The sequence below is a fragment of the Methylobacterium sp. DB0501 genome (assembly GCF_011043735.1).
Classification (GTDB): Bacteria; Pseudomonadota; Alphaproteobacteria; order Rhizobiales; family Beijerinckiaceae; genus Methylobacterium; species Methylobacterium alsaeris.
The window spans coordinates 20,165-36,060 of sequence record NZ_JAAKGV010000028.1; the positions used below are offsets into that span (position 1 = coordinate 20,165).

Consider the following 15,896-nt stretch of genomic DNA (forward strand, 5'->3'; position numbering starts at 1 on the left):
GAACCGGGTCCTTCGCGCCCGGATGATCCGCGACGACGCCGTCGCGGCGCCGCGAGACCCGGAGCGTGCGCCGCCGGAGCCATCCGGCGCCGTGACGCCGGCCGGACGGGGGCGCCTGCGCCGATCGCCCGCCGGCCGGCCGGAGCCGGCCCGCGCGGCGGGCAGCCTCGCGGCCCGCCTCGGCCGGGCGGTGCTCGGCGCGGTGATGGTCGCGCTGGCCGCCGGCACGGCGCTCGGCGCCTGGTCCGAGATCAACCGCTACGCCGTCGACACGCGCCAGGCGCTCAAGGGGCTCGCCATCGTTTTCGCTTCGGCCTCCGCCGGAGCGGCGGCGGCGGAGGATGCCGCCGGCGTCCACGCGGCCCTGCGGGGGATCGGCCGCCTCGACGGCATCGTCTATGCCGGGCTGACCCGCCCGGACGGCTCGGCTCTGGCCGAGCAGGGCACCGGCCTGCGCCTCGCCGACGATCTGGACCTCGACCGGGACGACATCACGCCGGTCGCCCTCGTCCTCGCCCGCACCGTCAAGGTCAGTGTGCCGGTGGTGGAGAATGCCCGGACCGTCGGGCGGGTGACCCTGATCTACGAGACGAAGGACCTCGTCGGGCGCCTCGTCACCGTCATGCGCAACGCCGTCCTGGCGGCCCTGCTCGCCATGGCGGTCGGGTTCGCGGTGGCCTGGCGCCTCGGCCGCGCCCTGACCCGGCCGCTGACCGCGCTCGCCCGCACGATGGATGCGGTGCGCGAGAACCACGACTACGCCCGCCGCGCCGACCTGCCTCCGGGCAGCGCCAGCGGCGACGAGGTCGGACGGCTGGCGACGAGCTTCAACGGCCTCATCGACGCGGTACGCGAGCGCGACCGCCGCCTGATCGAGCACCAGGGCCGGCTGGAGCAGGAGGTGAGCGACCGCACCCACGACCTGAGCGAGGCGAAGGAGGCGGCCGAGGCCGCCAACAGCGCCAAGTCGTCGTTCCTGGCGACGATGAGCCACGAGATCCGCACGCCGATGAACGGCATGCTGGTGATGGCGGAACTGCTGGCCGCCGCCGAACTGCCGGCGCGCCAGCGCCGCTATGCCGAGGTGATCGCCCGCTCCGGCCAGAGCCTCCTGGCGATCATCAACGACATCCTCGACTTCGCCAAGGTCGAGGCCGGCAAGCTCACCCTGGAGCGCATTGCCCTCGACCCGGCGGAGGTCGCCGACACCGTCGTCACGCTGTTCGGCGAGCGGGCGCGGGCCAAGAACCTCGACCTCGCGGCGATCATCGCGCCGGACGTGCCGCGGGCGATCGCCGGCGACCCGGTGCGGCTCGGCCAGATCCTCGGCAACTTCGTCAACAACGCCCTCAAGTTCACCGAATCCGGCCATGTCCTGGTGCGGATCGAGACGCGCGACGGCGGTGGGACCCTGCGCCTCAGCGTGACCGACACCGGCATCGGCATCCCGGCCGAGACCCTGCCGACGATCTTCTCCGCCTTCTCGCAGGCCGACGGCTCGACCACCCGGCGCTTCGGCGGCACCGGCCTCGGCCTGTCGATCGCCGAGCGCCTCGTCGCCGCCATGGGCGGCAACATCGGGGTCGAGAGCGAGGTCGGGACCGGCTCGACCTTCTGGGCCGAGATCCCGCTCGAGGTGCTGGCGCCGGCCGAGCCGGTGCGGCGGGAGCCGGGCATCGTCCCGGCCGTGGTGATCCGCGTGTCGGGGCCGGCGACCGCCGCCGCCCTGGCGGACGGCGCCGCCGCCGCCGGCTTCGCGCCGGCCGAGGCGGGGGAGGGCGCACACCACCTCGTCGAGGCCGCCGATCTCGCCCGGGCCGGGCACCGCCCGGCCGGCGCCGGCCGTGTCCTGGCGCTCGCGCCGATGGGCGATCCGAGCGGGGCGACCGTCCTGTCCTCAGGCCTCGCCGATGCCCTCCTGCGCTGGCCGCTGGCACAGGGCGAGTGGCGGCCGGCCCTGGCGGCGCTCGCCGCGGGCGGGACCTTCGCGGGCATCGGCGCCGAGGCCGGCCCGGTCGCGAGCCTGCCGCGCTTCCCCGCCGCCCGGGTGCTGGTGGCGGACGACAACCCGGTCAACCGCGAGGTCGCCGTCGAGGCGCTCGGCCGCCTCGGCGTCACCCGCGTGACGACCGTCGAGGACGGCTACCGCGCCCTGGAGGCGACCCGCGAGGGCACGTTCGACCTGATCCTGATGGATGGCAGCATGCCAGTCCTCGACGGGTTCGACGCCGCCCGGGCGATCCGGCAATGGGAGGCGGCGGAGAGGTGCAAGCGCACCCACATCGTCGCGGCGACCGCCCATGTCGTGGGTACGGCGGCCGAGGCCTGGCGCGCGGCCGGGATGGACGGCGTGCTCGCCAAGCCCTTCACCCTCACCGACCTCGCCCGCACCCTGGCGGCCGCCCTCGGCGAGGCCGGCACGGCGCAAGATCCCTCACCGGAGGTTCTCGAGCCGGACGCGCCCGCCGCGGAGAGCGGCGCCTCCCTCCTCGACCCCGACACCCTGGCGGGCCTCGCCGAGATGGCCGAGGGCTCGGGGTCGGCCTTCGTCGAGCGGGTGCTCGGGCTCTTCAGCGCCCACGCCCCCGACGGCCTGGCGGCCCTGCACGCCGCCGGCGATGCCGAGGCGGCGGGCCGCGCCGCCCACGGGCTGAAATCGATGAGCCTCAATGTCGGCGCCGCGGCGCTCGCCGGGCGGCTGCGGGCGATCGAGCATGCCGCCCGGGTCGAGGGCCGGGTGCCCGACAAGGCGGCGCTCGCGCCCCTCGACGGCCTGCTCTCGGCGACGATCGCGGCGCTCCACGGCCATTTCGGCCTCCCGGCCCCCGCGGCCCCGTTCCGCGACGCGGCCTGAGCTCCCGGCAAGTCGGTTTCCGAGACGTCGGCACTCGGGAGGATCGCCGCGGGGCGCCGGACCCATCCGGCCTCCCGCGGCGTTACGTCCGTCAGCCACGGCCAGGCTTGCCGGGCGGCGGGAGCGCGACACCACCATGGCACACGAGAGCAGCGGCGCGATCTACACCGCCGCCGGGGCGAATCTGGCGATCGCAGCGGCGAAGTTCGTCGGCGCCTTCTTCACCGGCAGCTCGGCGATGCTGGCCGAGGGCGTCCACTCGATGGTCGATACCGCCAACCAGATCCTGCTCCTCGTCGGCCTCAAGCGGGCGCAGCGGCCGGCGGATGCCCGCTTCCCGTTCGGCTACGGCCGCGAGGTCTATTTCTACGCCTTCCTGGTCGCCCTGCTGATCTTCCTCGGCGGCGGCGCCTTCGCGGTCTACGAGGGCATCCACAAGCTGCAGCACCCGGAGCCGGCCGCCGATGCGGTGATCTTCGGGCGCAGCATCCCGGGCTTTTACATCAACCTCGGGATCCTGATCTTCGCGGTCCTCGCCGAGGGCTATTCCTGCTTCGTCGCCCTCAAGGCGTTCTGGGGCGAGAAGGGCGAGCGGACGCCGATCACCGCGATCCGGCGCAGCAAGGACCCGGCCCTGTTCACCGTGCTCGTCGAGGACGTGGCGGCGCTCAGCGGTCTCATGGTGGCGCTTGCCGGCGTGATCCTGGCGGAGACGCTGAAGCAGCCCGCCTTCGACGGCGCCGCCTCGATCGTCATCGGGCTGATCCTGATCGGCATGGCGATCTTCCTGATGATCGAGACCCACGGCCTGCTCGTCGGCGAGGCGGCGGAGCCGGAACTGGTCGCCCGCCTGCACGAGATCGTGCGCTCGGAGCCGGGGGTGCAGCACGTGAACGAGGTGCTGACGCAGCATCTCGGCCCCGCCGACATCCTGGTCAATGTCAGCCTCGACATGGACGACGCCCTCACCGGCGGCGAGATCGAGCAGCTGGTCGGCCGTCTGGAGAAGCGGATGAAGGCGTCGAGCCCCAAGGTCCGCCGCGTCTTCATCGAGATCCAGGCCCGCCACGATTCCCGTGCGCCGAGGCCCGACCGGCAGCCGGAACGGGCAGCCTGAGCGAGTCCGGCGACCGTCGCCTGTCTCAACCCCGCCGACGGTCGCCTCTTTCGCTCGCTCAAACCTCGGCCTTTGACAGCTTTTTATGCAATTATCAGCAACGTTGAATCTGATTTTGCAACCTTGAGTATATTTTTCCTGATTGTGCAGCGCTGAAATCCACAGGAACTACCTGATTTTACCGCCGCGTTGCTGCAAGCAGCTTGCGGGTTGGCATGAGACTTGTCACCAAGTCTGAGGGACCGGGCGATGGCCCACGCGTACTTCGTGCGTGACGGCCCCAAGAAGATCGAGAGGCGGCGCGAAGCCGGGTCGGCCCGCTGCACAGCCTCCGTCGTCCACCTCACTCTCGAAGCGGAACCTCCATCATGTCAGACGTGGAAACTCACGATCAGGAGCCGGGCGGACTCGTCATGCTCACGGCCGACATCGTCTCGGCCTACGTGTCGAAGAACTCGGTGCCGGTCGGGGATCTCGGCAGCCTGATCTCCGCCGTGCACGCCTCCCTGGAGCGCGTCGCGGCCCCTCCGGCGCCCGAGCCCGAGAAGCCCACGCCGCCGGTCCCGATCCGCAAGACCGTCACCCCCGACTACATCATCTCGCTGGAGGACGGAAAACCGTACAAGTCGCTCAAGCGCCACCTGACGACCCGCGGGCTCTCACCCGACCAGTACCGTCAGAAGTGGGGCCTGCCGCACGACTACCCGATGGTCGCCGCGACCTACGCCGCGCAGCGCTCCGAACTCGCCAAGAGCTCCGGCCTCGGCCAGCAGCGCAAGAATCGCGGACGGTAGGAGAGGGCGGCTGCCCCGACGGGGCAGCGGGCCTTCCGTTTCAGGTGCCATGACAAGCGGAGCCTGTTCGACGCAACGTCGGACGGGCTCCGGCTGTTTTCGGGCTCTTCCTCCTGTTCAAGACCTCGTCCCGAGGTCGAGAATGGGATGAAGCCTGCGGCGTGGTCGATGACGGGACGCACGGGTCCGCGTCGCCCCTCACCCTTCGTCAGGATCCCGCGGCGCGGTCGGCGCGAACAGGTCCTCGGGCGGATCGACGATGATCCGGCGGGCCGCGACGTCGATCTCCGGCACGAAGGCCTTGGTGAAGGGCAGGAGGGCCGGGGTGCCGCCGGAGGCCGGCGCGATCTCCAGGAGGTCGCCGCCGCCGTAATTCGGCACCGCCCGTACGGTGCCGACGGGGGCGCCGCTGCGATCGACGACGCTCAGCCCGACGAGGTCGGCGGCGAAGAACTCGTCCTCCTCCTCCGGCGCGCCAAGGCGCTCGCGGGCGACGTAGAGGGCGAGCCGGTTCAGGCTCTCGGCCCCGGTCCGGCCGGACACGCCCGCGACGCGGGCGATCAGCATGTCGCCGGCGCCCGCGGCGGAGCGCAGGGACGCGATCTCGATCACGCGGCCGTCGGCCCCGGTGAGCGGGCCGTAGGACCCGATCGCCGCCGGGTCGGCGGTATAGGATTTCAGCCGCACCTCGCCGTTGAGGCCGTGGGGGCGACCGAATTCGCCGAGCAGCACGAAAGCGGGATCGGTGGCGATCCCGGTCTCGGTGCGCGCGGGCGCTGGGTTGGCGCGAAGCGGCGCGGGCGCGCCCGCGCCCGCGCCCCGGCGCTGATCGGGGCCCCCACGGGCAAGACCCGGAGGGGTCTTGCCGCCTGGGGGGCGGGCGTCGGGGCGGCGCGCCACGGTCTTGGGCTTACTCGGCCGAGTCGGCGGCGGCGCCGGCCTTCTCGGCGCGGGCGGCGGCGCGCTCCTTGGACTTGGTGCCGGGCTCGGCCTTCTGCGGGTTGTTGCGGGTCGGACGCTTGGCGAGGCCGGCGGCGTCGAGGAAGCGCAGGACGCGGTCGGTCGGCTGGGCGCCCTTGGCAAGCCAGGCCTGGACCTTCTCGGTCTCGAGGATCACGCGGGCCGGATCGTCCTTCGGCTTCATCGGGTCGTAGGCGCCGACCTTCTCGATGAAGCGGCCGTCGCGGGGAGCGCGGGCGTCGGCGACGACGATGCGGTAGTAGGGACGCTTCTTGGCGCCGCCGCGGGTCAGGCGAATCTTGAGGGACATGGGTCTCTTCCTGTTGGGGGGTTCGAGGATCGTTCGACGATGCGGGCGGGGGAGGGGCTTCTGGGGCCCATCCCGCCTACTTCTTCTTGCCGAAGGGGAGGCCGCCGAGGCCGGGCAGGCCGGGGAGCTTGGCCCCTAAGCCCGGCAGGCCGGGGGCGGCGGGGGGCGCCTTGGCCGGGCCTGCCGGCGGCTTGCCGGGGCCGGGGCTCGGCGCCTTGGGACCGCCGAGGCCCGGAGGCATCGGCGGAAGGGTGGTGCCGGGCGGCAGGGCCTTCTGCAGCTCGGCGAGCATCTCGGGGGTGGGCTGGGGCATGCCGCCGCCCATCATCTTGCCCAGGCCGCCCATGCCCCCCATGCCGCCGCCGCCGAGGCCGAACATGCTGCCGAGCGCCTGGCCGATGCCGCGCTTGCCCGAGCCCATGGCCTTCATCATGTCGGCCATGGTGCGGTGCATCTTGAGGAGCTTGTTGATCTCCGAGACGTCGACGCCGGCGCCCTTCGCCACGCGCTTCTTGCGCGAGGCCTTGAGCACGTCGGGATTGCGGCGCTCCTCGGGGGTCATCGACGAGATGATGGCGCGCTGGCGCTTGAACATCTTCTCGTCGAGGTTGGCGCCCTCGACCTGCTTCTTGATCTGGCCCATGCCGGGCAGCATGCCCATCAGGCCGCCGATGCCGCCCATCTTCTCCATCTGGGCGAGCTGCATCGACAGGTCGTCGAGGTCGAACTTGCCCTTGCGCATCTTCTCGGCGACGCGAAGGGCCTGTTCCTGGTCGATCGTCTCCGCCGCCTTCTCGACGAGCGAGACGATGTCGCCCATGCCGAGGATGCGGTTGGCGACGCGGGCCGGATGGAACTCCTCCAGCGCGTCGACCTTCTCGCCGGTGCCGACGAGCTTGATCGGCTTGCCGGTGACCGCCCGCATCGACAGCGCCGCGCCGCCGCGGGAATCGCCGTCCATGCGGGTGAGCACGATGCCGGTGACGCCGAGCCGGTCGTCGAAGGCGCGGGCGGTGTTGACCGCGTCCTGGCCGGTCAGCGCGTCGGCGACGAGCAGCACCTCGTGCGGGTGGGTGGCCGCCTTGACATCGGCGGCCTCCTGCATCAGCGCCTCGTCGAGGGTGACGCGGCCGGCGGTGTCGAGCATCACCACGTCGAAGCCGCCGAGGCGGGCGGCCTCCATGGCGCGCCTGGCGATCTGCACCGCCGACTGGCCGGCGACGATCGGCAGCGACTCGACGCCGACCTGCTTGGCGAGAACCGCCAGCTGCTCCATCGCGGCCGGGCGGCGGGTGTCGAGGGAGGCGAGCAGCACCCGGCGCTTGTCGCGCTGGGTCAGGCGCCGGGCGATCTTGGCCGTGGTGGTGGTCTTGCCCGAGCCCTGGAGGCCGACCATCAGGATGCCGACCGGGGCCGGGGCATTGAGGTCGATGATGCCGGCCTCGCCGCCCAGCATCGCCACGAGCTGGTCGTTGACGATCTTCACGACCATCTGGCCGGGCGTCACCGACTTCAGCACGACCGCGCCGACGGCCTGCTCGCGCACCTTCTCGGTGAAGGAGCGCACGACCTCGAGGGCGACGTCGGCCTCCAGCAGGGCGCGGCGCACCTCGCGCAGGGCGGCGGTGACGTCGGCCTCGGTCAGGGCGCCGCGGCGGGTCAGCCCGGACAGGATGCCGGAGAGGCGGTCGGAGAGGCCTTCGAACATGCGTGTCGTCTCCGGAAGGCTACTCGTCCACGCCCGCGGACGCGGCGCGCCGGGACTGGAGGGCGCCCTCGAAGTGGTTCAGCGCCCGCTCGAACTTGTCGCGGCAACCGGGATTGCAGAAGCCGACGACCGCGCCGTTGTAGAGCGTCAGCGAGTCGGCCGCGATCGGCTTGCCCGACCAGGGGCAGAGCTCGTTCACCGCGTCCTCGATGCGCAGTTGCGCGTGGTCGATCCTGGTCATCCGGTCTCCTGCGGGCCACCCGTCGGGGCGGCGGGTCGCGAGGATCCGCCCAACGCAAGTCGCGCCCGAGGGCGCATCGCGCTATCGGGCGTTGACCTCCGGCCTCACGGGCCGGTCGGCGTCGAGACGAGACCTCGTCTTGAGAGGCCGGGGCCTACCGGTCCGTGAACGGATTGTCAATGCGCGCCCGGCTCCGCACCCAGGCGCGGCGGAATGTTTACCCGTTCTTAACCATGCGGCGTGTTAACTCGGGGTCAAGATTCGCAGGAGACGCGGCGTGTCCGATCCCGCCTTGAAGACGCAGACCCCCGCCGCCGCACGGCAGCCCTCCGGCCCGCTGCAGGATTGGCTCGCGACCCTGTCGCGGATCGACGCCGCCGACCAGGCCCGCGCGGCGCCGCGCCGGACGGAGCCGCAAGCCGCCTGGGAGCCGCGCATCGTCGCCCCGGCCGAGACTCAGCCCCAGCCCCAGATGCAGGCTCAGCCCGAGGCGCCGCTGGCGCCCCGCGCCGAGGACGACGACCTCGCCGCCCTGATGGCCGAGAACATGATGCTCAAGGCCCGGCTGCGGCAGGAGCACGGGCGCTACGACGAGTTGCAGGCGTTGCTCGCCGAGGAGCTGCGGGCACTGCGCTCCCACGTGCAGCAGGAGGTCGACAAGGCCGAGGAATTGCGCGCCGAGCGCGACCTGTGGATGGCCCGAGCCGAAGCCCTGGCGCAGCCGCTGTTCCAGCCGCGGCGCTGAGGCGTCCGCTCCTCATCACGCCGAGACGACGAGGCCCGGCATCGCGGGATCGATGGCCGGGCCTCTTCGTTTGATGCGACGGCTCGGCGTCACGAAGGCTGTCCGCGGGAAAGCCCGCGCTTCGATTTCCCCGGGTGAGCCCTGCCTCGGCGGGTGAGCGCCCCGCGCCCTCCCGACCCGGGTCCTGCGAAATCCCCCGCGGACCTCCGGCGATCCGGGTGCCTCAAGCCTCGGCCGCGTCGAGAACCTCGCCGTAGATCACCGCCAGGTCCTCCGCCTGGCGGTGCGCGGTCCGGATCGGCGCCGTATGGTCGGGCGCCTGCCGGTGGCGGGCCGGGTTCTCGTCGATGAGGCGCAAGGCCGCCAGGAGGCCGGCCTCGTCGGCGACGTCGACGACGTAGCCGTTCCGGCCTTCGACGACGCAATCGCCCACCGCGCCCCGGTCGGAGGCGACGACCCAGCAGCCGGAAGCGAGCGCCTCCCGGGTCACCAGGCCGTAGCTCTCCGGCCAGACCGAGGGCGCCAGCAGCACGTCGATGTGGGCGTAGAGGCCGCCGACGCTCGATTGCGGGAACTTGCCGCGGATCGTGACCGGCACGCTGCCCCACTCCTCCGTCACCCGCTCGCTCGGATGCATGGCGTGGTCGATCAGGAGCAGGCTCAGATTCGCGAACCGCTCGTTGAGGAGCACGTTGCGGATCAGCCCGTAGCCCTTGTGGTCGGCCAGCCCGCCGATGAAGCCGAGGCGCACCCGGCCGTCGGGGCTCGCGGTCCGGACGACCTCGGGCAGGCGCGAGACGCCGTTCTCGACCACCTCGACCTGCGGGAGGCCGACGCTGCGGCACAGCGCGCCGAACGGCTCGGACACGGTCAGCACCCGGGCGGCGCCCTTGAGGCAGCGCAGCAGCGTCCGGGCACGGGCGTAATCCTCGCCCATGAAGGCATCGAGGGAGGCGCCGCTGAAGTCGTAGGTCTCGACCACGCGGTTGCCGTTGGTTAGGAACTGGTTCGGCGAGATCCACCAGCCGTCATGCATCGTGATCAGGTAGGGGATCTTGCGCCGGAACGCGGCGGCGACGCAGGTCGTGGTGAACCGCTGGACGCAGTGGAAGTGGATCAGGTCCGGCTCGATCCGGTCGAGGACGCGCTCGAAGACGCGCGCCATCTCGGGATCCTCGACGAGGCTGTCGATCGCCGGATGGTTGCCGGCGGTGATGCAGAACACCCGGATGCCGTCCCGGGCGTACCAGTCGAGGGCGTAGGGCACCGGCCCGCCCTCGAGGGTGCAGATCACGTCGATCTGCCACTCGGCCCCGAGGATCGTCCGCAGCGAGCGGACGTTGTCGTAGACGACCCGGGTCGCGCCGCCGATCGCCTGGGGCGGGTAGAACACGTTGACGATGACGAGCTTGCGCCGCGGTGCGAGCTGGCCCGCCATCGTCCGCTCGATGACCCGGCGCAGGCCCTGCGCCTGCCGCTCCAGCCCGTAGGTCTCGAGCATGGCGCGCTTGGCCGCCGCGCCGATCCGCCGCCGCTCGTCGGCTGAGCGGACCAGGCGATCGAGGGCGACGTAGAACTCCTCGCTCGACGTGCACAGGAAGCCGGTCTCGCCCTCGACGATGACCTCGCGATGCGTCTGCGTGCTGCTCACGACGGACGGGATGCCGAACATCGCGGCCTCCAGCCACTTGATCTCGCTCTTGCAGTCGTTGAACGCGTCCGGGACCAGCACCGAGATGTTGATGTCGGCCTCGCGCAGGAGGTCCCAGAAGGCGGAGACGTTGGCGATCGGCCGCGACGCGACGATGAGCTCGGCCCAAGGGCGCAGCCGGTCGGAGACCGCGATGTCGCCGACCACCACGACGCGGATCCGCTTGCCGTGGGTCTCGAACAGGCGCGCCAGGGCCGGCTCGATCAGATGCTCGAAGTCGAGCTTGTGGGCCTTGGTGCCGGAGCCGTAGAAGATCGTGACGACGTCGCCGGGCGCCGTCGCCCGCTCCGGCATCATGCTGGCGAGATGCGCGCCGTGCAGCGCGTTAGGCTGGTGGAACACCGTGCCGGTCCGCACCCGGCGCTCCAGGTGTCCGGCGAGGCTCGGCGTCGAGGCCATGCCGTAGTCGCACAGGGCGGCGGCCTCCGCGAACAGGCTGACGCCGCAGGCCATCGATGCGTGCTGGCGCTCATCGATCAGGCCGACATAGGTGTCGAGCCCCGGCGGGAAATAATCCGGATCGAACACCAGGTCGTCGATGTCGTAGATTGTCGAGATGCCGAGTTCGGCCGTCTTGGTGATGGCATCGACCACGTTCGGAAAGGCCGGAACCCGATAGAAGATCGTGTAGTCGATCTTCATGAGGTCGGCCATGTAGGCGTCGTGATCCTTGGTGTAATCGTAGACTGTGACGTTGTACCCGGCCGCCGCGAGCTGGTCGACCCGCTGGTCGACGCGGTAGAAGCGGCACTGCATCAGGTCGCAATTGGCGTAGAGGGCGACGCGGCGGACCCGGCCGGCGCTCACCGGGCGCTCCTCGTCGCGGACCAGGGATCGTGCCGCCTCGGTCACGAGGGCGCGGGCGCTGTCGTAGCCCGCCTCCAGGGCGATGTCGGTGCTCCGCTCCCAGACGTCGTAGAAGGCCTTCTCCTGGATCTCGCGCAGCCGCCGGCGCAGGCCGACGTCGCTCGGGTACTTCCGCACGCCCGCCGCCATGGCGCGGCTCGCCGCCTGCGGCTCGCCGAGTTCCAGCAGGCCCTCGGCGAGGTGGCGGAAGGTCCATTCGTTGCCGGCATCGATCGCCACGACGTGGCGCCGCAGGCTGGTCGCCAGTTCGAGGTTGCCGCCCCGGTGGATCATGTCCGCCCGGTGGTTGAGGGCGCGCGGATGGCCGGGCGCGTGGATCAGCGCGCGGGCATAGAGCTCGGCAGCCTCGGCGCTCCGCCCCTCCACCGCGCGCGCATCGGCAACGTCGAGAAAGAGAGGGGCGACCGCCGGATCGGCCAGGTCGAGCGTCCATTCGAGCAGATCCGTCACGACCCGGCTCGGCTTCACCGGGTCCGCACCGTCTGCCGCCTGCCTGACGCGGGCCGTGACGAAATCCTCGACCACCCGCGGCAGCGAAGCCTTGTGGACGACGTGCGCGAGCACCCGCAGGTTCGGGAAGAGCGGCTCGTCCTCGTCGCTCCTCAACCAGGATTCGTAGCGGTCGCGCCGCGTCGGGCCGCACAGGGCGCCGTCGTCGCCGTACTCGGCGCAGAAGAACGCATCGTCGAAGGCGCCGTCGATCGAGATGTCGAACTGCTCGTGCTGTCCGACCTCACAGAAATGTCGGATGCACTCCGCCCGGTTGAAGAATTTTCCGCTCTTTCGGATGTAGCGGTACTGGTAGAGGTTGTGATCAAAATATTTCGAGAAATACGGGATGTTGATGTCGTGGAGCCGCACGATCTCGTCTTCATTGAAGAAGATCAGCTGGTCGTCGGACGGTCGCAGCCGCTGCCGGACGGCGACGACCGCGTCGGCCGGGGTCAGTCCGTACGGGACCGTGATCCCGTAGAGCTGCGAGATGAAGGTCGGATCGTAGAAGACCGGCGCGTAATTGCGCTTCTCCGCGCGGCCGTGCTCGATGTAGTGCGTCAGCCGGTCGGACGTCGCGGTGATCGCCTCGGCGATATCGGGATTGCAGGCGAGGTAGCTCGCCAGGTTGAAGCCGCGGGGAAGGTCGGTCCCGGACGAGACGGCCTGAGACGGGTCGGCATAGGCACGGCCCTCCGCCCGGCCATGCGCGATGTAATGCAGGGCTGCCTGGAAATCCCACCGGATCGCGGCCGCGACGTCCGGATTCAGGCGCAGATACGCCCGGGCATCGAAATCCCTCGGCAGTTCGTCGCTCGCCGCCGCCGCCGCCGCGCGCCCGAGTGCCTCGTTGGCGAACCGGCCCTCGGACCGGCCGTGTTCCTCCCAGTGCCGGACGATCTCCTCGTCGCTGGCGCGGCTCATGTCGTCGTAAAAGTTCCGGTAGAAGACGATATCGAGCGAGGCGTCTTTCCGACGCATACGGCGCCGCGGTAGCCGGAAAAAATTCATATCACCCCTCGCCGTTGCCCGCCGCGCCTTGAAAGATATCGAGAATAGTGTGTCGGATTGATGTTCCGCGACTCAAAAGCACCGACACACCGGCATCCCGACGCGAGGTCGGACAACAATATTTCATTGCAAGCGCAAAAACATGGGGATCTACGAGCCGCAACGCGCCAATGTCAAGCCACCGGGGCCGTCCGGGCCCGCCGGCGCCGCGCCGCCAGGAGCCGGCCACGAGCCCGCGAAGAGGCCGCGAAGAGCCCGCGAGAGCATTTCCCGTCCGGCGCGAAATGCTCTAGAGCGGCGGCATTCTCTCTCGTCGCGCCCCTCTCTCTCGTAGGGCCCACGTCGTACTCATGTCCCACAACAGCTTCGGCCACCTCTTCCGCGTCACCACCTTCGGCGAGAGCCACGGCCCGGCCCTCGGCTGCGTCGTCGACGGCTGCCCGCCGCGGATCCCGCTCGAGGCGGCGGAGATCCAGGCCGAGCTCGACCGCCGCCGGCCTGGCCAGTCGCGCTTCACCACCCAGCGCCAGGAGCCGGACCAGGTCCGCATCCTCTCGGGCGTCTTCTCCGACGACCGCACCGGCGGGCGCCCGCTCACCACCGGCACGCCGATCACGCTGATGATCGAGAACGTCGACCAGCGCTCGAAGGACTACTCGGAGATCCGCGACAGCTACCGGCCCGGCCACGCCGACTACGCCTACGACGCCAAGTACGGCATCCGCGACTATCGCGGCGGCGGGCGCTCCTCGGCCCGGGAGACCGCGGCGCGGGTGGCGGCGGGCGCGATCGCCCGCAAGGTGCTGCCCGGCGTGACGATCCGCGGCGCCCTGGTGCAGATCGGCCCGCACGCGATCGACCGCTCCCGTCTCGACTGGGACGAGGTGCACAACAACCCGTTCTTCTGCCCGGACGCCGCCGCCGCAGCCTTGTGGGCGGAGTATCTCGACGGTATCCGCAAGGCGGGATCCTCGGTCGGCGCGGTGATCGAGGTGGTGGCCGAGGGCGTGCCCGTCGGCCTCGGCGCCCCGGTCTACGGCAAGCTCGACGCCGATCTCGCGGCGGCCATGATGTCGATCAACGCCGTCAAGGGCGTCGAGATCGGCGACGGTTTCGCGGCGGCCGCCTTGCGCGGCGAGGAGAATGCCGACGAGATGCGGCCGGGCAATGACGGTCGCCCGATCTTCCTCGCCAACCACGCTGGCGGCGTGCTCGGCGGTATCTCGACCGGCCAGCCTCTCGTCTGCCGCTTCGCCGTCAAGCCGACCTCGTCGATCCTGACCCCGCGGGCGAGCGTCTCCCGCGACAACCGGCCGGTCGACGTCATGACCAAGGGCCGCCACGACCCGTGCGTCGGCATCCGGGCGGTGCCGGTCGGCGAGGCGATGATGGCCTGCGTGCTCGCCGACCACTGGCTGCGCCACCGCGGCCAGATCGGGGAAGGGGGCGGCTTTCAGGCCGAATGAATGACTTGGCCGGTTCAGTTTGACTGAATTCGCCGGTCGGCTATGACGGGGGCGTGAAACTCGGCGACTGGCTCCGACAGCAGGGCGTGACCCGCCTCGACTTCGCGCGGCGCTGCGGGCTCTCGCCGGCAGCGGTGACGGGGTTGTGCAACAATCCCGAACCCTGGCTCTCGCGGGAGACGGCTGCCGCCGTGGCGCGCGTGACCGGCGGCGCCGTCACCCCCAACGACTTCCTGGGGACAGAGCTTTTGGCGCTCGCCTCGGGACAGGAGATGCCCGTGACCCACGCATCGATCATCGAGGCCCTCGACGCCTTCGCCCGCGGCGAGATCGTGGTCGTCACCGACGACGACGACCGCGAGAACGAGGGCGACCTCGTCGTCGCCGCCTCGCTCTGCACGCCGGAGAAGATGGCGTTCATCATCCGCAACACCTGCGGCATCGTCTGCGCGCCGATCACCGTCGCGGAAGCCAAGCGCCTGCGCCTCGAGCCGATGGTGGCCTCGAACGACGCGCCGCTCGGCACCGCCTTCACGGTCACCGTCGACGTCAAGCACGGGCTCACCACCGGCATCTCGGCCGAGCAGCGCTGCAACACCGTGCGGGCGCTCGCCAACGGCAACATGGGCGCCACCGACTTCGTGCGCCCGGGCCACGTCTTCCCGCTGATCGCCAAGGATGGCGGCGTGCTGATGCGCTCCGGCCATACCGAGGCGGCGGTGGACCTGTGCCGGCTGGCCAAGCTCCCGCCGGTCGGGGTGATCTGCGAGCTCGCCAACGACGACGGCACCGTGATGAAGGGGCCGCAGATCACCGCCTTCGCGGAAAAGCACGACCTCAAGCAGATCTCGGTCGCCGAGCTGATCTCCTACCGTCAGGCGCGCGAGAAGCTGGTCGAGCGGGTCGGCACCTTCCCGGTGAAGACCGAGTGGGGCGAGATGACCGGCTACGCCTACACCACGCCGTTCGAGCCGATGCAGCAATTCGCCTTCGTGCACGGCCGCATCGGCGAAGGCCGCGACGTGCTGGTGCGGCTGCACCGCTCGAACGTGGTGGCGGACGTGATCGAGGGCGGCCGCACCATCGAGGCGGTGATGCGCCGCTTCGCCCAGGAAGGCCGCGGCGTGCTCGTCTACCTGCGCGACGGCACCGCCGGCGTGCCGCTGTCGCAACTGCCCGACGGCGCCGGGGAGGACGGCGCCGAGGCGGCCCGCGTGCGCCAGTGGCGCGAGGTGGGCCTCGGCGCCCAGATCCTGCGCGACCTCGGCGTGGTCTCGATCCGCAACATCTCGAGCGCGGCGCGCTCCTATGTCGGCCTGTCGGGCTTCGGCATCGAGATGGTCGGCGACGAGCCGCTGGAAGGGTAGGGGGCGCCGAGCCCCACCTCAGCGCGCCGTACCTTCGACGGCGCTGGCTTGACGGCGCTGAATCCCGCCGCGCCATACGACTTCCGGTCGATTGCCCGGCGGTTGCTGCGCAATCGCGTTCGCCACGCGGAAATCGGCGTCGCTCAGGCGTGTGGAGCCTCCGGCTCCACCGCGCGGGCTGGTGAGACGAAGTCCGGGCTCCGCTTCCGCGGCTCCGGAACGACCGTGAGGATCGGAATTCGCCTCGGGTCCC

Annotated in this window: 11 protein-coding genes; 6 read left to right on the forward strand and 5 right to left on the reverse strand. The window is 71.1% G+C overall.

What is annotated here, in order from left to right:
• The first annotated feature begins 205 nt into the window (after positions 1-205).
• The 3 genes from G4G93_RS30525 (at position 206) to G4G93_RS30535 (ending at position 4,765) form a co-directional block, all read left to right on the forward strand.
• Positions 206-2,854 carry an ATP-binding protein gene (locus G4G93_RS30525; RefSeq protein ID WP_246737130.1) on the forward strand — a complete coding sequence of 883 codons (2,649 nt, stop codon included), beginning with the start codon at positions 206-208 and terminating at the stop codon, positions 2,852-2,854.
• Between the two features lie 136 nt (positions 2,855-2,990).
• Positions 2,991-3,971, forward strand: coding sequence for a cation diffusion facilitator family transporter (locus tag G4G93_RS30530; RefSeq protein ID WP_165090553.1), 981 nt, complete (start codon positions 2,991-2,993; stop codon positions 3,969-3,971).
• A gap of 413 nt (positions 3,972-4,384) precedes the next feature.
• On the forward strand, positions 4,385-4,765 hold the full coding sequence (locus G4G93_RS30535; protein ID WP_395412874.1) for a MucR family transcriptional regulator: 381 nt from the start codon (positions 4,385-4,387) through the stop codon (positions 4,763-4,765).
• A gap of 198 nt (positions 4,766-4,963) precedes the next feature.
• Here the strand turns inward: G4G93_RS30535 and rimM are convergent, their stop codons facing one another.
• The 4 genes from rimM to G4G93_RS30555 form a co-directional block, all read right to left on the reverse strand.
• Positions 4,964-5,665 carry a ribosome maturation factor RimM gene (gene rimM / locus G4G93_RS30540; RefSeq protein WP_395412877.1) on the reverse strand — a complete coding sequence of 234 codons (702 nt, stop codon included), beginning with the start codon at positions 5,663-5,665 and terminating at the stop codon, positions 4,964-4,966.
• Between the two features lie 10 nt (positions 5,666-5,675).
• A complete protein-coding gene (gene rpsP, locus G4G93_RS30545) occupies positions 5,676-6,035 on the reverse strand; it encodes a 30S ribosomal protein S16 (RefSeq protein ID WP_139034811.1) in 360 nt (119 codons plus the stop codon).
• 76 nt (positions 6,036-6,111) lie between these two features.
• Positions 6,112-7,743 carry a signal recognition particle protein gene (gene ffh, locus G4G93_RS30550; protein ID WP_165090557.1) on the reverse strand — a complete coding sequence of 544 codons (1,632 nt, stop codon included), beginning with the start codon at positions 7,741-7,743 and terminating at the stop codon, positions 6,112-6,114.
• Between the two features lie 19 nt (positions 7,744-7,762).
• Positions 7,763-7,984, reverse strand: a complete 222-nt coding sequence (locus tag G4G93_RS30555) for a glutathione S-transferase (protein ID WP_165090560.1) — start codon at positions 7,982-7,984, stop codon at positions 7,763-7,765.
• A gap of 277 nt (positions 7,985-8,261) precedes the next feature.
• Here G4G93_RS30555 and G4G93_RS30560 point away from each other — a divergent pair, with 277 nt between their 5' ends.
• The gene (locus G4G93_RS30560) at positions 8,262-8,729 is read left to right on the forward strand and encodes a hypothetical protein (protein ID WP_165090562.1); all 468 of its coding nucleotides are present in this window, start codon (positions 8,262-8,264) and stop codon (positions 8,727-8,729) included.
• A 223-nt stretch (positions 8,730-8,952) separates the two neighbouring features.
• On the opposite strand, the gene G4G93_RS30565 is transcribed toward G4G93_RS30560, so the two are convergent.
• Positions 8,953-12,780: a glycosyltransferase gene (locus G4G93_RS30565; RefSeq protein WP_165090564.1), complete on the reverse strand. Its 3,828-nt coding sequence runs from the start codon at positions 12,778-12,780 to the stop codon at positions 8,953-8,955.
• A 380-nt stretch (positions 12,781-13,160) separates the two neighbouring features.
• Between G4G93_RS30565 and aroC the strand changes: the two genes are divergently transcribed.
• Both aroC and ribB read left to right on the forward strand, forming a co-directional pair.
• The gene (gene aroC / locus G4G93_RS30570; protein WP_165090566.1) at positions 13,161-14,276 is read left to right on the forward strand and encodes a chorismate synthase; all 1,116 of its coding nucleotides are present in this window, start codon (positions 13,161-13,163) and stop codon (positions 14,274-14,276) included.
• Between the two features lie 53 nt (positions 14,277-14,329).
• Complete coding sequence (gene ribB, locus G4G93_RS30575) at positions 14,330-15,643, forward strand: 3,4-dihydroxy-2-butanone-4-phosphate synthase (protein ID WP_395412886.1); 1,314 nt, start codon at positions 14,330-14,332, stop codon at positions 15,641-15,643.
• The last annotated feature ends 253 nt before the right edge of the window (positions 15,644-15,896 follow it).

Bases quoted from the DNA above. Each gene is read 5' to 3' on its own strand.
- G4G93_RS30525 (WP_246737130.1), top strand. From the start codon at position 206: ATGGTCGCGCTGGCCGCCGGCACGGCGCTCGGCGCCTGGTCCGAGATC.
- G4G93_RS30530 (WP_165090553.1), top strand. From the start codon at position 2,991: ATGGCACACGAGAGCAGCGGCGCGATCTACACCGCCGCCGGGGCGAAT.
- G4G93_RS30535 (WP_395412874.1), top strand. From the start codon at position 4,385: ATGCTCACGGCCGACATCGTCTCGGCCTACGTGTCGAAGAACTCGGTG.
- rpsP (WP_139034811.1), bottom strand. From the start codon at position 6,035: ATGTCCCTCAAGATTCGCCTGACCCGCGGCGGCGCCAAGAAGCGTCCC.
- ffh (WP_165090557.1), bottom strand. From the start codon at position 7,743: ATGTTCGAAGGCCTCTCCGACCGCCTCTCCGGCATCCTGTCCGGGCTG.
- G4G93_RS30555 (WP_165090560.1), bottom strand. From the start codon at position 7,984: ATGACCAGGATCGACCACGCGCAACTGCGCATCGAGGACGCGGTGAAC.
- G4G93_RS30565 (WP_165090564.1), bottom strand. From the start codon at position 12,780: ATGCGTCGGAAAGACGCCTCGCTCGATATCGTCTTCTACCGGAACTTT.
- aroC (WP_165090566.1), top strand. From the start codon at position 13,161: ATGTCCCACAACAGCTTCGGCCACCTCTTCCGCGTCACCACCTTCGGC.